This window comes from Desulfuromonadales bacterium, from assembly GCA_035620395.1.
Taxonomy (GTDB): Bacteria; Desulfobacterota; Desulfuromonadia; order Desulfuromonadales; family DASPGW01; genus DASPGW01.
Genome location: DASPGW010000055.1, coordinates 1 through 16,446 on the forward strand (window position 1 = coordinate 1; position 16,446 = coordinate 16,446).

Below are 16,446 nucleotides of genomic sequence, written 5' to 3' on the forward strand. Positions count from 1 at the left end.
GGCGAATGGCTGCCAGGTTGACAGGGAGCGCTTTACCCGTTAAGGTTTCGTCCTGCCATCCAAACCAAGGAGCTGCCATGAGCCCCACCGACGAAAGTCACCTGAGCTGGGACCTCACCCCCCTCTATGCCGGCCCTGACGACCCCCGCTGGGCCGTCGATCTGGAGCGGGCGCGGGAGCGCGGCAGATCTTTCCGCCACGATTTCCGCGGCCGCATCCGTTCGGAAAACCTCACCGCAGAATTGCTGGCAGCCGCGCTGCGCAGCTACGAGGAGCTGCAGAAGGCGGGCCTCAAGCCGTATCTTTACGCCCAACTTCTCTTCGCAGGCGACAGCGCCCCGGACCCCCACAAGGCCCTCATGGCCCGCGCCCGGGAGGTCTGGAGCGCCGTGGCCGAGGAAACCCTCTTTTTTGAGCTGGAACTGCTGGATGTCGACGAGGAACGGATGGCCGCCCTGTTCAGAGACTCGGAGGTGGCGCCCTATGTCCACTACCTGCAGCAGGTGAGGGTGCATGCCCCCTATACCCTCTCCGAAGAGGTGGAGCAGGCGCTCAAGCGCAAGGACCTCTCAGGCAGGGAAGCCTTCGTCCAACTCTTCGAAGAGTTGACCTCCTCGCTGAAGTTCACCTTTCGCCTGCCGATTGAGGAAGCGTCCCGGGAGGTAACCGGAGAAGAGTTGCTGGCCCTGCTCTATCACCCGGAGCGGGAGGTGCGAGAGAGAGCCTTCGCCGTCTTCCTGGAGAAGCATGCCGAAAACGCTCTGGTGCTCACCTCCTGCTTCAACAACCTCCTGCTCGACCATGGCAAAGAGGTCGAGTTGCGTCGGTATCCCGACCTCATGACCCCCACCCTTCTGGCCAATGAGACGGATGCCGCCATGGTGGAGCGCCTGATGGAGGTCACCGAGAACAACTACGGGGTCGCCCGGGAATACTTCGACCTCAAGCGCCGGTTGCTGAAGCTTCCGCAGATGAAGAACACCGATCTCTATGCGCCGCTTGGGACGGAGAGTCGGCAGGTTCCCTTCGCCGAGGCGAAAGAGACAGTATTGGCCGCCTTTCGCAGCTTCGCGCCGCCGTTGGCGAAGGCGGCCGAGGGGTTCTTCGCCAACCGGCGGATCGATGTGCTCCCCCGGCCGGGGAAGAGCGGCGGCGCCTTTTGCCAGGGGATGCTGCCGGGGCTTCACCCTTACGTGCTGCTCAACTACACGGGCACCATGCGGGATGTCGCCACCCTCGCCCACGAACTGGGACATGGCGTCCACTTCGCGCTTTCCCAAGGGCAGAATCTCTTCCATTACCAGGCTCCGCTCCCCTTTGCCGAGACGGCCAGCGTCTTTGGCGAAATGCTGCTGACCCGGTATCTCCTCGACCGCGAAACTAATCGGCAGGTAAAGATCGAGCTCCTTTGCGCCAAACTGGAAGACATTATCGCCACCACTTTTCGCCAGAACGTGCTCACCCGCTTCGAGCTGGCGGCGCACCGTCGGCGGGCCGAAGGGCTGCTGGCCCCCGACGATCTCTGTGCGCTCTGGTGGGCAGAGAACGGGAAGCTTTATGGCGACGCGGTGGAGATGATCGAGCCTTACCGCTGGGGCTGGAGCTACATCAGTCACTTTATTCACGCCCGATTCTACTGCTATTCCTACGTTTTTGGCGAACTGCTGGTGCTGGCCCTCTACCAGAAATACCTGGAGGAGGGGAGCGGCTTCGTGCCCAAGTTCCTGGAGCTGCTCTCCCGCGGTGGCAGCCGGAAACCGGCCGACCTGCTGGCACCGTTCGGCATCGATCTGACCGACCCGGACTTCTGGCAGAAGGGGTATGACTTCGTAGGTGGGTTGCTGCGGGAGTTGCGGCAGCTCGTGGAGCAGGAATAATTTTGTCGAAAGTGCTTTCCAAGTCACAGATGATCCGTTCAACTCAGAGTCGAAGAGGCGCAGAGACGCAAGAGTTCCTCGGCTTTTCTCCGAGATTCTGGGTCTCTGCGTCAAGCCGGCCTCAATAAGTATTGAAAAAATAGCTTGTTTTCTCGCCCAAAGTCTGTATGATGCGCGCAGACTGTTCATCGCCACGGTGGAAACGGCCCACGAGCCGTATTGACTCACTTGCTTTCACCGTGTGCTTCATCGCTCACTGGCCCCTCCTGCGCTCAGCTTCCTTATCGATCCTGCGGCAGCAATCTAGGTTGGCGACGATGTTTCATTGCCAGTCTGTGTCGTGCTGTCGCCGCCCTTCTCTTTAGAGCCATCCGTTTGGCCCTGCGGTTCGCACGTCCCACTCGTTCAGCGTTCCGCCGTGGCAGCCTGGCCGCGTCCCGGGGCAGGCTATCTTGTGCCTGCCGGTGACGTTGCCGGCCGCCGCATCGGCACGCGGGGGAACCGTAATGTCTTTTTCCGCCCTGCAACTCGATCCGTCCCTGCTCAAAGCCATCACCGATTGCGGCTACACCGCCCCGACCCCGATTCAATCCCAGGCCATTCCCGAGGCCCTGGCCGGCCGCGACCTGATCGCTTCGGCCCAGACCGGCACCGGCAAGACCGCCGCCTTCATGCTCCCGGCCCTGCAGCGTCTCGCCACCCTGGTCAAAGGGCCCAAGGGTGCCCCGCGAGTGCTGGTGCTGACCCCGACCCGCGAACTGGCCGCCCAGGTGACGGACGCCACCCGCACCTATGGCCGCTATCTGCGCATTCGCAGCGCCGTGATCCTCGGCGGGGTCCCCTATGGCCCGCAGTTCCGCGACCTTTCGCAGCCCATTGATCTGGTGGTGGCGACGCCGGGGCGTCTGCTCGATCATCTGGACCGGGGAAGCCTCGATCTGTCCCGCCTGGAACTGTTGATCCTCGACGAAGCCGACCGCATGCTGGACATGGGCTTCAAGGAGGATGTGGAGAAGGTCTGTGCCGCCGCCCCCAAGGGACGCCAGACCCTGCTCTTTACCGCCACCATGGATGCCACCATGGCGCGTCTGGCCGCCAGCCTGCTGCACGAGCCGGCGCGCATCGAGGTGGTCGGCAAGCAGACCACCCATGAGCAGATCGAGCAGCGCCTGCACGTGGCCGACAACCTCGAGCACAAGCAGCGCCTGCTCGAACGCCTGGTGAGCGAACCGGCCGTGACCCGTGCGATCATTTTTGCCGGCACTCGCCGGGACGCCGAACGCCTGGCCGGGGAACTCTCCAGCCAGGGACACCGGGCCCATGCCCTGCACGGCGAGATGAACCAGGTGGCCCGCAACCGGACGGTGGATAACCTGCGCAAGGGACGGGTGCGTTTGCTGGTCGCGACCGATGTTGCCGCCCGGGGACTCGACGTCAAGGAAATCAGCCACGTCATCAACTTCGACCTGCCCAAGTTTGCCGAAGACTACGTTCACCGCATCGGCCGCACCGGCCGGGCCGGCGCCTCGGGGACAGCCGTCTCCCTCGCTTCGGCGACGGACTTTGCCGCCCTGCAGCGCATCCAGCGCTTCATCGGCCAGCAGTTGCCGCAGCATGTGCTGCCGGGCCTGGAGCCCACCTGCATCCTGCGCGCGCCGGCCGAGAAAGCCCGCCGTCGTCCCGGCGGGCCCCAAGGCAAGGCCCGGCGCCCGTTTGCCGACCGCGACAAGGCCGGCGCCAGCAGCGGCTACCAGGGGAAGAAGGGTGCCGCCGGTTCCCGGCAGCCGGCCCGGGAGCCGGTGGTCTCTTACCGCAGCAGCAAGCCGGGCGGCAAGGGTGCGTCGGCACGCTGAAACACCGGAAACGATATAAACGAAACGGGCACCCTCTTCGCGGGGGTGCCCGTTTCGTTTTTCGGGGTGCTTCGCTCAACCTTGCGCTTCGAGCAGCACCTTGATTTGGGCGGCAATGTTCTCGGCGGTAAAGCCGAAGTGCTTGAGCAACTCGCTGCCCGGAGCGCTGGCGCCGAAGCCGGTCATGGCGACGACGGCTCCGGCCGGTCCGACATAACGCTCCCATCCGAGAGGAGCGGCCGCCTCCACTGCCACCCGCACCGGGCAGGCGGCCGGCAGCACCTCATCGCGGTAGCTGTGCTCCTGCGCCGCGAAAATCTCCCAACAGGGGAGGGAGATGACCCGGATGCCGAAACCCTCCTGCTGCAGCAGTTCGCGGGCGGCCAGCGCAGGGTGGACTTCCGAGCCCGTGGCGATGAGGATGGCGGCGAGCGGCCCCTCCTCCCCGGCCAGAACGTAGCCGCCGCGCCGCACCCCCTCGGCGGCGGCGTAGCGGCTGCGGTCGAGGACCGGCAGGTTCTGCCGGGAGAGAATGAGGGCGGTCGGGCCGGTTCGGTTCTCGATCGCCAGCCGCCAGGCCTCCGTTGTCTCGTTGGCATCGGCCGGACGGATGACGGTGAGGTTGGGCACGGCGCGCAGGCCTGGGAGTTGCTCCACCGGCTGGTGGGTCGGGCCATCTTCACCGAGGCCGACCGAATCGTGGGTGAAGACGTAGATCGGGGCGATCCCCATCATCGCCGAGAGCCGAATCGGGGGGCGCATGTAGTCGGCAAAGATCAGAAAGGTGCCTCCGTAGGGACGCAGCCCCGGGGTGTGCGCAAGGCCGTTGAGGACTGCACCCATGGCGTGCTCGCGCACTCCGAAGTGGATGTTGCGGCCGCTGCCGCCGAGGTGAAACGCACTCTGTCCCTTGAGTTCGGTGTTGTTGGACGGGGCGAGGTCGGCTGAGCCGCCGAGCAGAAAGGGGAGGCGGGTCGCCAGGGCGTTAAGGACGATGCCGCTCGCCTTGCGGGTCGCCATCTGCCCATCGGCCGGGGTGAAGGCAGGCAACTGCCGGTCCCAGCCGGAGGGGAAGCGCCCCTCGGCGGCCTCCCGCCAGGCGGCGAGGAGCATGGAGCCACCGTCGGCCCTTCCGGCCAGTTCAGCGCGCCAGGCGCGTTCCAGCTGCGCACCCCTTGCCTTGGCTGCGCCCAGGTGGGCCGCCACCGTCTCAGGGATAACGAAGGTGGCCTCCGGATCGCGTCCGAGGCGCGCCTTGAGCAGGCGCACCTCTTTCTGCCCCAGGGGGGCACCGTGTGCCTCGGGGGAATCCTGCAGGTTCGGCGCACCGGCGGCGATGTGGGTGCGGGCGATGATCAGCGACGGACGGGCATCATCCTTGGCTCGCTCGAGAGCGGTGTCGATCTCCGGCAGGTTCTCCCCCTCCACCCGTTGCACGTGCCAGCCGTAGGCAAGGAAGCGGGTCGCCACTTCCTCGCTGAAGGCGAGATCGGTCTCCCCCTCGATGGTGATGCGATTGTCGAGGTAGAGGTAGATCAGGTTCCCCAGTCGCAGGTGGCCGGCGAGCGACGCGGCTTCGGCAGCGACTCCCTCCATCAGATCGCCGTCGGAGCAGAGGCCGTAGACACGGTAGGCGAACAGCTCAGGGTCGACCTGCTCGGCCAGAAAGCGGCCGCCCATGGCCATGCCGACGCCGACGGCGAAACCCTGGCCGAGCGGGCCGGTGGTCGTCTCGACGCCCGGGGTGTGGCCGAACTCGGGATGCCCGGGGGTACGGCTGCCAAGTTGCCGAAAGTTCCTGATCTCCTCCAGCGGCAGGTCGTAGCCGCTGAGGTGCAGCATCGAGTAGAGAAGCATGGAGGCGTGGCCGCAGGAGAGGATGAAGCGGTCCCGTCCCGGCCAGTCGGGATTGCCGGGGTTGAAGCGCAGATGCCGGGTGAAGAGGAGATAGGCAATGGGGGCAGCTTCCATGGGGGTGCCAGGATGCCCCGAGTTTGCCTGCTCGACGGCGTCGACGGCCAGCAGGCGGATGGTGGCGATACTCTCTACGGCCTGGACCGGATCGATTGCAGGGTGCGGGTGCATGGGGTCTCCTTGCATGAATGGCATGTGTCGTCCCATTGAAACAGGAACTGGGCGATTTTTCAAGGGACGCGCAAGACAGGAGCAGATTCTCGGCTAAAATTGCTCTGGCGGGTGCGGGCGTCTTCTTCGCCCCCGCAAACTGAAACGGCTGCGGTGCAGACAACTGCTCTCTTCCGGGTAAGGCACCCCGTCGAGATGGTGCTGTCAACGACCGCACTCAGCACAAGGAGGTATGGGTTATGTTCTATTTCGCCTACGGCGAGAACATGGACGAAGCCACACTGGCGGCGCGTGGGGTGAGCTTCACCAAGGTCTGCACCGGCAAGGTGCGCCATCTGCGGCTGTCGTTTCAGAAACCCGGCGAGGATGGGACCGGCAAGGCCGACCTCAAGGATGACAAGGGGGGAGTGACCGAAGGGGTGGTTTATGATGTCCCCGAGGCGAGTCTGGCCAATCTCGATGTCTACGAAGGGGTCGACAAGGGGCATTACCGGCGCCAGACCGTGACCGTACAGACGTCGCGCGGCGAACTTGAATGTGTGCTCTACCGTGCGGCCAAGTTCAAAGGCGGCCTGAAGCCGAATTCGGCCTATCTGCAGACCATCATCCGGGGGGCGGAGGCGCATCGTCTATCACCGGAGTACATTACTTATCTTAAGTCGCACGATACCATGGCGCCTTCGGCGTAAGTGGTTCCGCTTGGCAGGGGGCGCAGCTTGCTGCGCCCTCTGACTCCGTCAGCCGCGGCGGAAACCGCAGTGGTCCATCAACACTTCCACCTTCTCCCGCCGTGAACCGCTCCAGCGCGCCAGCAGCCGCTCGGCCAGCGTGATGCCGCTTTCAGCTATCTCCTCGATCCCCTCCAGAAAGACCGCTTCGTCGAGACCGTGCTGGTTCTGTTGCCTTTGTCGTTGCAGGCCGGCCCGGGCGCTGGCCAGCACGTCCAGTGCAACTTCACGCAGGCTCCGGTTGCCGACCGGAGTTTTCAGGCCGAAGCGCCACGCCTGCCGGCAGAGCTCGGCGCGTTCTTCCGGTCGCTGAAACCTGAACAGGGACCAGACCTCATCGCCGGCGGCGCGGTCGTAAAGGATTCCCTTGAGCAGTGCCCCCACCGCCAGGGTCAGGTGGGGCGGCAGGCTGTCGGCCGGCCGGACCTCGATCTGCGGTCGCAGCCGGGCCTCCGGAAAGAGGGTCGAGAGGTGCAGGTCCCAGTCGGCCAGCGTCGCCCGGTGTCCGGCGAATCCCTCGGTCAGATAGCGGCGGAAGGCGAATCGCTCGCCGGTCAGGTCGAGAAAACGGCCATCGCGAAAGATGAAATACATCGGCACGTCGAGGGCATACTCGACGTAGGTGGCGAAGCCGGCTTCCGGCTGGAACAGCTGCGGGAGCAGGCCGGTGCGGTCGGGGTCGGTGCGGGCCCAGATCTCGCCGCGGGTGGTGAGGAAGCCGGTGGGCCGGTCTGCCATGATGGGAGAGTTGGCGAACAGGGCATAAAGCAAGGGTGCAAGCACAATGGAGAGCCGCAACTTGTCGATGCAATCGGCCTCGTCGGCATAGTCGAGGTTGACCTGCAGCCCGGCGCTCTGCTTCATCATCGCCTGGCCCAGGTCGCCGGTGCGCAGCATATAGGGGCCCATGACCCGGTAGCGGGCCTTGGGCAGCCATTCGATGCGCTCCAGGGGAGTGAAGGGCTGCACGCCCAGGCCGAGAAAGGCGAGGCCGAGAGTTTGTGCCTGGTCGACGATCTGCTCGATGTGCCGGGCAAAGTCGGCGTAACAGCAATGCAGGTCCGGGCAGAGCTGGCCGGAGAGTTCGAGCTGACCGCCGGGCTCCAGGGTAATGGAGGAGCTCTCCCCCAGCAGGGCGATCAGGTGACCCTCTTCGCGGACGGCCCGCCAGCTGCCGTTCTGCTCGAGGTGCTGCAGGAGGGACTCGATGCGCGGATAGGAAGCGGCCTCGCCGGTTTCGGCGTCGACCACCAGTTTCTCCATCTCGGTACCGATTCCCCACCGATCTGGAGATTTGGCTCCGCGAGCCAGGTAGTCGATCAGGTCCTGGGTGGCAGTGACCGGAATGGCCAGTTCGGTTTTCAGCATAGTTGTCATGCAGAAAGGATAACACTTCCCATGGCAAAAACGACCGCAGCGGCGCACCCCTCGAATGAAAAAAGGCCGGCGCAAGGCCGGCCCTGTGAAGCTGGATAACGAGGGGGTTCAGGAGCCCAGATAGGCGGTAACGCTCTCGGCGATGGTCTGAAATATTTTGGTGAACTCTTTCTCGTCGCGCTCCAGAAGGGTAATGCGGAAGCCCATCTCCGGCGTGCAGAAAGAGGAGAGCGGCACGGTGCAGATGCCGGTGGAGGCGAGCAGGTAGTAGACGAAACGTTTGTCGAGAGAGCAGCCCGGCTGGCTGACCAGCCCTTCGACCAGTTCGCGCACCTCCTTGACCTTGATCGGCAGCGTCTGCTTTTCGGTCAGTCGCCCCTTGTCGAAGGCGACGGCCATGTAGAAGGCGCCGTTGGTGCGGTTGACCTTGAGTCCCGGCACCCCTTTGAGGATGTCGTAGGCGATGTTCGAGCAGCGCTCGTAGCGGCTTTTGCGCTCCTCCAGATAGGCCGGGTACTTGGGATGGCTGAGCAGCGCCGGGATCGCCTTCTGCGGCAGCGTTGTGGAACAGACCTCGACCATCTTCGAGTTGAGGATGCTCGATACGTACTGCTTGAACATCGGGTCCTTGTCGGCGTTGTAAACCTCGATCCAGCCGCAGCGGGCTCCCGGCCAGGGGGCCTCTTTGCTGATCCCCTTCATGGCGATGGCCGGCACGTCACCGATCAGGTCGGAGATCGGCTTGGTCGACTCGCCGTTGTAGACGATGTTGTGGTAAATCTCGTCGGAGATGAGGAAGAGGTCGTATTCTTTCGCAATCGCGATGATCTCGCGCAGGACGCGCTCGGGGTAGACGGCGCCGGTGGGGTTGTCCGGATTGATGATCAGGATGCCTGAGATGGCCGGGTTGTACTTCACTGACAGGCGCAGGTCGTCGAGGTCGGGATACCAGTTGTTGTCCGGGTTAAGCCGGTAGGAGACGGGCTTCTGCCCGGCATGAGCGGCCTCGGCGGAGGAGTGGGTGGAGTAGGTCGGCGAGGGGCCGATAACCCGCGCCTCGCGGCGCAGAAAGCCATAGACCTTCTGGATCGCGTCGCCGAGGCCGTTGAAAAAGAGGATGTCGTCGGGGGTGATCTGTGCCTTGCCCCGCTTGTTGGTCAACTCGGCCAGGTACTGGCGCGTCTCCAGCACGCCGCGGGTGGGGCAGTAGCCGTAGGCGCAGTCCTTCATGGCCAGGTCGGCGACGATTTTCTTCATCCAGTCGGGGATCTTTTCCCCCTTGGCCACCGGGTCGCCGATGTTTTCCATGTTGGTCTTGATGCCGAGCGCCTTGAGCTTGTCGGCGATGTCGACGATGGCCCTGATTTCGTAGGTCAGTTCGCCGGCACCGATGTGGACGATGTTATTGCGCATGGTTCTTCTCCCCGTTCTGTTGATGCCGATGGTATGGCCCGTCGCTGTTGACGGGCCCAGGTGTGACGCAAACAAAAAGGCCATGGGCGTTCTGCCCATGGCCTTTGGTCCTTGATGCGGGACGGGAGCCGTAAGGCTCCTCAGCGGCGGCGGGCAGACGCTGGACGCGCGGCCGCCGCAGCGGCCGCGATGGTAGCTCGCGCCGCGTTGTTGGAAGTCTGAATGGTAGGGGTCATACTCGTCATGTGTTTACGCTCCGTGTCGGAATTGGGTAGCACAGGGGCGGGGGTAAAGTCAACCATTTCCTGTGAGAACCTGCCTTGCCTGGTACGGCAATGCCCGCCCCTCACCCCTTATCCAGCCTCTTCAACCCCCACTTCTGTGCTGTCGCCTGCGCCGCCGCCATCTCGGCACGGGTCGGTCGGCGGTCGAGGGGCGGAAATTCGTCGGCGCGGTAACAGGGGCGGTACTGATCCATCAGGTTTAGGTAAGTGTCCCTTGAGATTTCGCGGGCGAGGAAGGCCAGGATGCGGTCGGTGCCGGCCAGGTTTTCGGGCAGGACGAGGTGCCGCACCAGCAGGCCCCGCCGGGCGATGCCGGAATCGAGAACCAGGTCGCCGACCTGGCGGTGCATCTCCTTGACCGCCATCTGGTTGACCTCGGCATAGTCCCTGACTCCGAGGTACCTGCAGGCCACCTCGGAGTCGGCGAACTTCATGTCCGGCAGGTAGATGTCGATCACCCCGTCGAGCAGTGTCAGGGCTTCAGGACTGTCGTAACCGCCGCTGTTCCAGACCAGTGGCAGCCGCAGTCCCTTGTCGGCGGCAATCAGCACGGCCGACAGGATCTGGGCGGCCACATGGCTGGGGGTGACGAAATTGATGTTGTGGCATCCCGTCTCCTGGAGTCCGAGCATGAGGTCGGCCAACTCTTCGGCGGTCACCTCTCGTCCCTCGCCGCGGTGGCTGATTTCCCAGTTCTGGCAGAAGACGCAGGCGAGGCTGCACCAGGAGAAGAAAATGGTTCCCGAGCCGCTCCAGCCGGAGAGGGGACGCTCCTCGCCATGATGCGGGCCGGCGCTGTAGACCGTTGCCCGCTCGCCGGTGCGGCACACGGCCCCCTTGGTCGACAGCAGGCGGTTGACATGGCAACCGCGGGCGCACAGGTCGCAGCGCTCAAGGTGTTCGCGGGCGCGGCGGGCTCGTTCGGCCAGTTCGCCAGTGCGCAGCAGCTTCAGGTAGGCAGGTTCGAGGGGGTCGCTCATACGTTTTTCGTGGCGCTCAGTCCACCCGCACGAAGTCGTAACGATCCATCATTTCGCGGGTCAGCAGCCCGACACCGCAGCGGTCGCCGATCGTCTCGACCACCACCACGGCATCGGGATGCTCGAAATCTACCTGCGCCGGTTTTCTGCCGGCCGCGGCCAGGGTCTGTTCGATAAAGGCGTCGAGCTCGCGCTCCACTTCGGGTGAGACAATCTGCCCCTTGAGACCGCGCCGCTCCAGGCGGACGTAAAATCGCTTGCCCTCCAAAAACTCGACATAGGGGAGCAGGGCCGCCTTCGCTTTCACCGAAAACTCCTCCAGATGAAAAACGAAGACCCGTTCGAGGGGCACCACCCGGCCCAGGTCCTGGAAGGCGATCCATTGTTTCTGCCGCTTTTCCCGGATGCTCTCCAGGAAAATCCTTGGATCCTCGACTCTGCCGATAATGACGCCCAGGAATTCGGTCCTGCGGAATTCTCCGTGCGGCGAAAGTTCCTGCAGCAGGTGGCGGAAGCGGCCATTGCTGGCCTGGGTGACGACGACGTTGAATGCCCGCATACGCGGCTCCTTGGCGGTTCTTTTATTCTGAGTCTAGCGAAGGGGACGGGAATGGCAAGGGCAACGCGGGGACGGGGAGATCAGAGGGCGTGGGCTGCCTGCAGGAGAGCATGTACCGCTTCGGTCAGATGCTGGTAGCCGCGAGCGTTGGGGTGGATGTAATCACTTTTGCGGGAGCGGTCCGAGAGGATGCCGGCAAGGGTGTCGCCATCGTAGGGAATGGCGAATTCCCCGGCGATTCTCGCGTAAAAGGCGGGAGGCGCAAGGCTCAGGTCGGGTTTAGGCACGCCGATCAGCACGACATCGATCCCCCGCTCCCGGGCCAGACTGACCATGGCGCGGAGATTCTTCGCCGCCTGCTCCTCGTCGATGCGCCGCAGCAGGTCGTTGCCGCCGTGGCAGAGAATGAGCAGGGCCGGGCGATGGCGGTCAAGAAGCTGCGGTAACCTGACCAACCCATCGGCAGTTACTTCACCGGGGACTCCAGCATTGATCACCGGCCGCTGAATCAGCTGTTCAAGCCGGAATGGATAGCTTTCGTTTGCGTCGGCGCCGGTGCCGTGGGTCAGGCTGTCGCCGAAGGCCAGAACGGTGGCGTTCTCGGGCAGCGACCGGAGTTGCGGCGGTCGCTCCCGGCAGCCTGCCGCCAGCAGCACCAGAACCGACCCGAGCAGCACCAGAGCCGACCATCGACCAGGCCAGGTATATCGACAATCTTTTCGTAGCATGGGTCAGCTGAGCCCGTGGTCTGCTGCCGGCCTGTCGCAGAGGCAGGTCCTGGTCGAGCCGGCGATGGTTAGCGTGGACGGGGTCTGGAATAGATCGAACGATCCGCTTCGGGCAAGGCGGCCGGTTGGGCGATGGCTGGCGCAATGCCGGCTATATCGTCAAGAACTGCCATGGCCTCCCTGGTGTAAGGATCTTCGTTCACTTCCCGCAACCAGAGGCGCTGTTTTTCCTCCGGTCCGGCGGCCGAATTTTTCTGCGCTCCAGGTGCAGCAGTCTCTTCCTCATGCCAGCCCGGCATCTCCTTTTGCAATTTTTTCGCCTCGTTGCGCTCGCGGCGGATGTCGTTGATGTTCAGCGACTGCAGGGTGTTTTCCATTCGCTCCTTTGCTTGGGCCGCGTCCCGGGAAATGGTTGTGAATGCCTCTCCGGTTGCCACCCGACGGGCGCTCTTTGCCTTGATTTCGCTTTTCCCCTGGGGCTGACGATTCCAGGGGGTATAGGCAGTCGCTTCCACCGTGTCCCAGGGGAGGGAATGGTCGAGGTACTGTTCGCCGCTTTTGAGATGACCCAGTCTGTCCGGCAGGACGATGTCGGGGACAACGCCGCGGTACTGGGTGGAGGCGCCGCTTACCCGGTAGAACTTCTGAATAGTCACCCGCATGGCCCCGAGCGGCGCGTACTGGAGCATGTTGGGAAATGGAATGGTCCGGTCGAGGTCGACCACGGCCTGCACCGTTCCCTTGCCGTGCGTGTGCTTGCTGCCGAGGATGATGGCCCGTCCGTAGTCCTGCAGGGCACCGGCGACGATCTCCGAGGCCGAGGCGCTGAATTGGTTGACCAGTACCACCAGCGGGCCGTCATAGGCGACCGTCGGGTCATCGTCGGCGAGGGTTTCCAGCTGACTGGAGCTGTCCTTCACCTGAACAACCGGGCCTTTTTCGATGAACAGGCCGGTGACGGCGACGGCATCGGAGAGTGCGCCGCCGCCGTTGTTGCGCAGATCGAGAATGAGGCCGTCGATCTTGCGATTCTTGAGTGCATCCAGCTCCGCGCGCAGGTCGTCGGTGACGTTGCGGGCATTTTCCCCCGAACGCGTTTTCTGGAAGTCCCGGTAAAAACTCGGAATCTTGATGTAGCCGTAGGTCTTTTTGCTCTTTTCGTCCGATAGAACGGCGGATTTGACGAAGGTTTCCTCGATCTGCACCACATCGCGGACGATTGGAATGATCAGGCGGGCGCCGTCCGGCTTTTTCACGGTCAGCCGCACCTCGGTTCCTTTGGGTCCGCGGATGAGACTGACCGCCTCGCGCAGCCGCGTGTCGGTGACGTCGACCGGTTCTCCGTCTGCCTGGGCTACCATGAGGATGATATCTTCGGCGTGCAGCTGGCCCTGGCGGGCAGAGGGACTGCCGGGAATGATGCTGACCACCTTGATATAGCCGTCTTCCTCGCGCAGCGTGGCGCCGATGCCTTCCAGGGAACCGCGCATACCGATGTCGAAGTCCTCCTTCTGTGCCGGCGGAAGGTAGCCGGTATGGGGATCGAAAGTCCGCGCTATGGCGTCGAAGTAGCGATCATGGTGGTCCTGGACGGTTTCCTCGAGAACGCGCGTGAAGAACTCCCGGTTGCTTTTCAGCGTTTTCTCCCGCGCTTTGGCCAGCAGCTCAGTCTCTTTTTCCTTGCCCGGGGTGCCGGTTTCGTCCTCCAGCAGGTTCAGGTAGCGATTGAGAACCTGGTATTTGAGCACCTGGCGCCAGCGTTCCCGCAGTTCGGCTTCGGTAGCGCAGTAAACCAGTTTGGCCGGGTCGGTTTCAAAGGACTCTTGACGAGTGAAGTCGAAATCCTTGGCGAGCAGCTCCTCGACCACCTGTCTGGCCCGGATGACCCGTTCCCTGAGGATTGCTGCCCCGAGTTGCGGTAACTCAAACTGCCCCCGACTCATCTCATCGTCGATGCGGGCGGCGTGGGTTCGCAACCGGGCCACATCGCTCTGCAACAGAAAGCGTTTCTGACCGTCGAGCTGTTTCAGGTAGAGATCAAAGGCGGCTACCGAGAGCTCATCGTCGAGAGCCTTGTGGCTGTAATGGTTGCGAGCGAGCTGTTCGCGCAGCAGGTAGCTCAGGATCTTGGCCCGATTGGCTTCGAACCCGGCATCCCTGGCTGCTGCGGGCCAGGGGGGGGTAAGCAGACTTAGGGCGATAATAAGAACGACGAGCAGCGTGCGTTTCAGTCTGAATAGCGTCATGTCGATCGGCGGCGCGAAGGGCCGCGCTCTCTCCTTGTGGGATTTGGTTGGCAGATACTCTGCTATGATACGAGGAATCCTTGCGGAAGTGAAGGGTTAATCGCCACTGACCGCGTCCTTCTCTTTTTCATGCCTGATGACGGCTCAAGGTAATGTCTGGGGTGGCTGCACGGTTGGTAACGGATTGGCGGAGGACGGAGGTGTGACGGGAGCTGTGGCGGTGGAGTACAAGGGCTGGAGATAATTGAGGGTTAACGGCGTGCAGCGCAAGGGACGGACCGGGATGTCCGTCCCTTGCTGCGGATGCTGCTCCCCGACCCTGGCGACCCTGGGGAAAGGAGATTCAGGCTTCTTCGGCTGCGGGCCGGGTATGGCCACCGCCGCTAGGCAGAGTCAGCAGTCCGGCGAGCAGGTAGCCGAACAGGAGGGCCAGCATTCCGTATCCCCACCCCTGGACAAGCAAGGTCGCACCGCCGAGAAAGGAGGCCGGGCCGGCCTTGAGAAACGGGAAAAGGAGGGCCACTGTTTTTAGAAGGGGGGCAGCTTCCCGTCCGGCGAACCAGACAAGGATGCCCCCGCCGACGCCCAGAGTTGCGGCTGCGAACCCGAAGACCTCACCGGTCAGCCGGAAAATTACCGCCGCAACGGCAATGGAGGCCGGTCGATCCGATTCCCGCTTTACCTCTGCCGTCCGAAGCAGGGTCGTGTGCACCGCGTGGTAGGCGACCAAGGCGAAGGTCAGTTGGAAAACGATGCCGCCGACCATCGCCTCGGAGGACATATCGAAGATTTCCTTCCAGCCGAGGAAGAAGAGGATAACGGACGTGATGGTGATGAGGGTGGCCAACACGGCAAGCAGACGCGCAAACAACATCCGGAAACAGTCGTCCCGGGCCAGTTTTGTGGCCAGCAACGGAGCGAAAAGGTATTTTTCCATGGTTAGATCTCCCTGGCCGCCCCCGCGGGCCGGCTACTCAATCGTGGTGTTTCTTGTCTTTTCCGTTGCCGTGGCCTGCCTTTTCCGCCTTGCCGGGGCGATATGCCTTCCCTCTATAGTGGCCGCGGTCCCGCTTGTAGTGTCCGTATTCCTCGTCGCGCAGGGCGATGATTTCGGTGTATCTGCGCTTGGCCAGACCGGGGGGGAGCCGGTCATGCTGAATGACGCCCCAGGGGCCGCCATAGCCGGGGGCTACGTACCAGGTATTATCCCGGCAGAGATAGTAGCGTCCGCTGATGAGGAACATGTCGTAGGGAACCCCCACTGCAACCTGGAAGCCCAGGGTGGGGGGTACGAGAAATAACGGAGGCTCCTCGACAATTATGGGCGCCGGTGACCGGTTGCCGAGATGAAGGTTGAGGTCGAGACCGAGGTCGGATGCGAGAGCGGGAGAAATGCCGAACAGGGCGGCTGCGAGAAGAAACAGCGGGGCTTTTCTCATAAGAGCAATTCCTTTCACTGGGGGTGGTCGGCGTTACGCCACAGTGTTGGAGTTGCAGGATCTTTGCCAGTTTTATCGCGGCCAGACGAGCCGGCGGCACCTTGTCAGGGTGCATGGGGTTGGTCGGACTTGAGGAACTCCAACACCTCCTGGGGGTGATTTTCCGCATTCTTCACCGTCGGCCAATGTCTGCGTACTTTGCCGTCCGGGCCGATCACCACCGTTGAGCGAATTGTTCCCTGCACCTTCTTGCCATACATCCTCTTTTCGCCAAAGGCTCCGTAGTCCTGCATCATCTTCGTCTCGGGATCAGAAAGCAGGGTGAAGGGGAGGCCGAACTTGTCGATGAACTTGTCGTGCGACGTGAGGCTGTCCCGGCTCACCCCGATCAGGGCTACCTCCATCTGCTGCATCTGGGGGTAGCGATCGCGGAAACCGCAGGCCTCTTTGGTGCATCCGGAGGTGTTGTCCTTGGGATAGAAGTAGATGACGAGTGTTTTCCCGGCGTAGTCCCGGAGGGAATGGGTTTTGCCGTCGCTTCCCTGCAGATTGAAGTCGGGGGCTTTTTCCCCTTCAAGTCCAGGCATGGTCGTCTCCTTTCGGTTCGTTTCGTCGCAACTTGATCTGGCGTAGAAGCAAATATTAGCAGATTTGCGCGCGCCTTCCGGACCGTCAGGGCAGATCCCCGTAGGCGGTTGCAGGCTGGCGACAGATCTGCTTTCCACGCGTCAGCACGCACCTGGGGCGGGACAGAGGATTGGAACCTTGTCGTCCGTTCGGCCGGCCGTCGTCAAAGGCGATCCACTCGCAGGCGCTGGCAACGGTGAAAAAGGATACTGAGGTGGTGAAAAGGCGCCAGAAAATCAGCCAAAAATCC

At 63.1% G+C, this 16,446-nt stretch carries 14 protein-coding genes; 3 read left to right on the plus strand and 11 right to left on the minus strand.

Going from position 1 to position 16,446, the window contains the following annotated elements:
• Positions 1-77: 77 nt before the first annotated feature.
• Entirely contained in the window at positions 78-1,877 is a 1,800-nt protein-coding gene (locus VD811_03450; protein HXV20033.1) for a M3 family oligoendopeptidase, read from the plus strand.
• A gap of 506 nt (positions 1,878-2,383) precedes the next feature.
• Positions 2,384-3,730: a DEAD/DEAH box helicase gene (locus tag VD811_03455; GenBank protein ID HXV20034.1), complete on the plus strand. Its 1,347-nt coding sequence runs from the start codon at positions 2,384-2,386 to the stop codon at positions 3,728-3,730.
• A 75-nt stretch (positions 3,731-3,805) separates the two neighbouring features.
• Here VD811_03455 and tkt read toward each other — a convergent pair whose 3' ends face one another.
• A complete protein-coding gene (gene tkt / locus VD811_03460; GenBank protein ID HXV20035.1) occupies positions 3,806-5,815 on the minus strand; it encodes a transketolase in 2,010 nt (669 codons plus the stop codon).
• A 239-nt stretch (positions 5,816-6,054) separates the two neighbouring features.
• On the opposite strand from tkt, the gene VD811_03465 reads away from it, so the two are divergent.
• Positions 6,055-6,504 (plus strand): gamma-glutamylcyclotransferase, encoded by a 450-nt coding sequence (locus tag VD811_03465; GenBank protein ID HXV20036.1) that lies wholly within the window; start codon positions 6,055-6,057, stop codon positions 6,502-6,504.
• Positions 6,505-6,552: 48 nt separating this feature from the next.
• Here VD811_03465 and VD811_03470 read toward each other — a convergent pair whose 3' ends face one another.
• From VD811_03470 to VD811_03515, 10 genes are all read right to left on the minus strand, one after another.
• The gene (locus tag VD811_03470) at positions 6,553-7,920 is read right to left on the minus strand and encodes a glutamate-cysteine ligase family protein (GenBank protein HXV20037.1); all 1,368 of its coding nucleotides are present in this window, start codon (positions 7,918-7,920) and stop codon (positions 6,553-6,555) included.
• 108 nt (positions 7,921-8,028) lie between these two features.
• The gene (locus VD811_03475) at positions 8,029-9,333 is read right to left on the minus strand and encodes a pyridoxal phosphate-dependent aminotransferase (protein HXV20038.1); all 1,305 of its coding nucleotides are present in this window, start codon (positions 9,331-9,333) and stop codon (positions 8,029-8,031) included.
• A gap of 346 nt (positions 9,334-9,679) precedes the next feature.
• Positions 9,680-10,597 (minus strand): radical SAM protein, encoded by a 918-nt coding sequence (locus VD811_03480; GenBank protein ID HXV20039.1) that lies wholly within the window; start codon positions 10,595-10,597, stop codon positions 9,680-9,682.
• A 16-nt stretch (positions 10,598-10,613) separates the two neighbouring features.
• Entirely contained in the window at positions 10,614-11,156 is a 543-nt protein-coding gene (locus VD811_03485; GenBank protein ID HXV20040.1) for a THUMP domain-containing protein, read from the minus strand.
• 80 nt (positions 11,157-11,236) lie between these two features.
• Complete coding sequence (locus VD811_03490) at positions 11,237-11,884, minus strand: arylesterase (GenBank protein ID HXV20041.1); 648 nt, start codon at positions 11,882-11,884, stop codon at positions 11,237-11,239.
• Positions 11,885-11,952: 68 nt separating this feature from the next.
• On the minus strand, positions 11,953-14,130 hold the full coding sequence (locus VD811_03495) for a carboxy terminal-processing peptidase (protein HXV20042.1): 2,178 nt from the start codon (positions 14,128-14,130) through the stop codon (positions 11,953-11,955).
• 343 nt (positions 14,131-14,473) lie between these two features.
• A complete protein-coding gene (locus tag VD811_03500; GenBank protein ID HXV20043.1) occupies positions 14,474-15,067 on the minus strand; it encodes a hypothetical protein in 594 nt (197 codons plus the stop codon).
• A 37-nt stretch (positions 15,068-15,104) separates the two neighbouring features.
• The gene (locus VD811_03505; GenBank protein HXV20044.1) at positions 15,105-15,569 is read right to left on the minus strand and encodes a hypothetical protein; all 465 of its coding nucleotides are present in this window, start codon (positions 15,567-15,569) and stop codon (positions 15,105-15,107) included.
• A gap of 104 nt (positions 15,570-15,673) precedes the next feature.
• On the minus strand, positions 15,674-16,156 hold the full coding sequence (locus tag VD811_03510) for a peroxiredoxin (protein HXV20045.1): 483 nt from the start codon (positions 16,154-16,156) through the stop codon (positions 15,674-15,676).
• A gap of 85 nt (positions 16,157-16,241) precedes the next feature.
• The coding region (locus VD811_03515; protein HXV20046.1) for a hypothetical protein at positions 16,242-16,446 on the minus strand (205 nt) is incomplete at its 5' end.

Bases quoted from the DNA above. Each gene is read 5' to 3' on its own strand.
- VD811_03450 (HXV20033.1), top strand. From the start codon at position 78: ATGAGCCCCACCGACGAAAGTCACCTGAGCTGGGACCTCACCCCCCTC.
- VD811_03455 (HXV20034.1), top strand. From the start codon at position 2,384: ATGTCTTTTTCCGCCCTGCAACTCGATCCGTCCCTGCTCAAAGCCATC.
- tkt (HXV20035.1), bottom strand. From the start codon at position 5,815: ATGCACCCGCACCCTGCAATCGATCCGGTCCAGGCCGTAGAGAGTATC.
- VD811_03465 (HXV20036.1), top strand. From the start codon at position 6,055: ATGTTCTATTTCGCCTACGGCGAGAACATGGACGAAGCCACACTGGCG.
- VD811_03470 (HXV20037.1), bottom strand. From the start codon at position 7,920: ATGACAACTATGCTGAAAACCGAACTGGCCATTCCGGTCACTGCCACC.
- VD811_03475 (HXV20038.1), bottom strand. From the start codon at position 9,333: ATGCGCAATAACATCGTCCACATCGGTGCCGGCGAACTGACCTACGAA.
- VD811_03480 (HXV20039.1), bottom strand. From the start codon at position 10,597: ATGAGCGACCCCCTCGAACCTGCCTACCTGAAGCTGCTGCGCACTGGC.
- VD811_03485 (HXV20040.1), bottom strand. From the start codon at position 11,156: ATGCGGGCATTCAACGTCGTCGTCACCCAGGCCAGCAATGGCCGCTTC.
- VD811_03490 (HXV20041.1), bottom strand. From the start codon at position 11,884: ATGCTACGAAAAGATTGTCGATATACCTGGCCTGGTCGATGGTCGGCT.
- VD811_03495 (HXV20042.1), bottom strand. From the start codon at position 14,130: ATGACGCTATTCAGACTGAAACGCACGCTGCTCGTCGTTCTTATTATC.
- VD811_03500 (HXV20043.1), bottom strand. From the start codon at position 15,067: ATGGAAAAATACCTTTTCGCTCCGTTGCTGGCCACAAAACTGGCCCGG.
- VD811_03505 (HXV20044.1), bottom strand. From the start codon at position 15,569: ATGAGAAAAGCCCCGCTGTTTCTTCTCGCAGCCGCCCTGTTCGGCATT.
- VD811_03510 (HXV20045.1), bottom strand. From the start codon at position 16,156: ATGCCTGGACTTGAAGGGGAAAAAGCCCCCGACTTCAATCTGCAGGGA.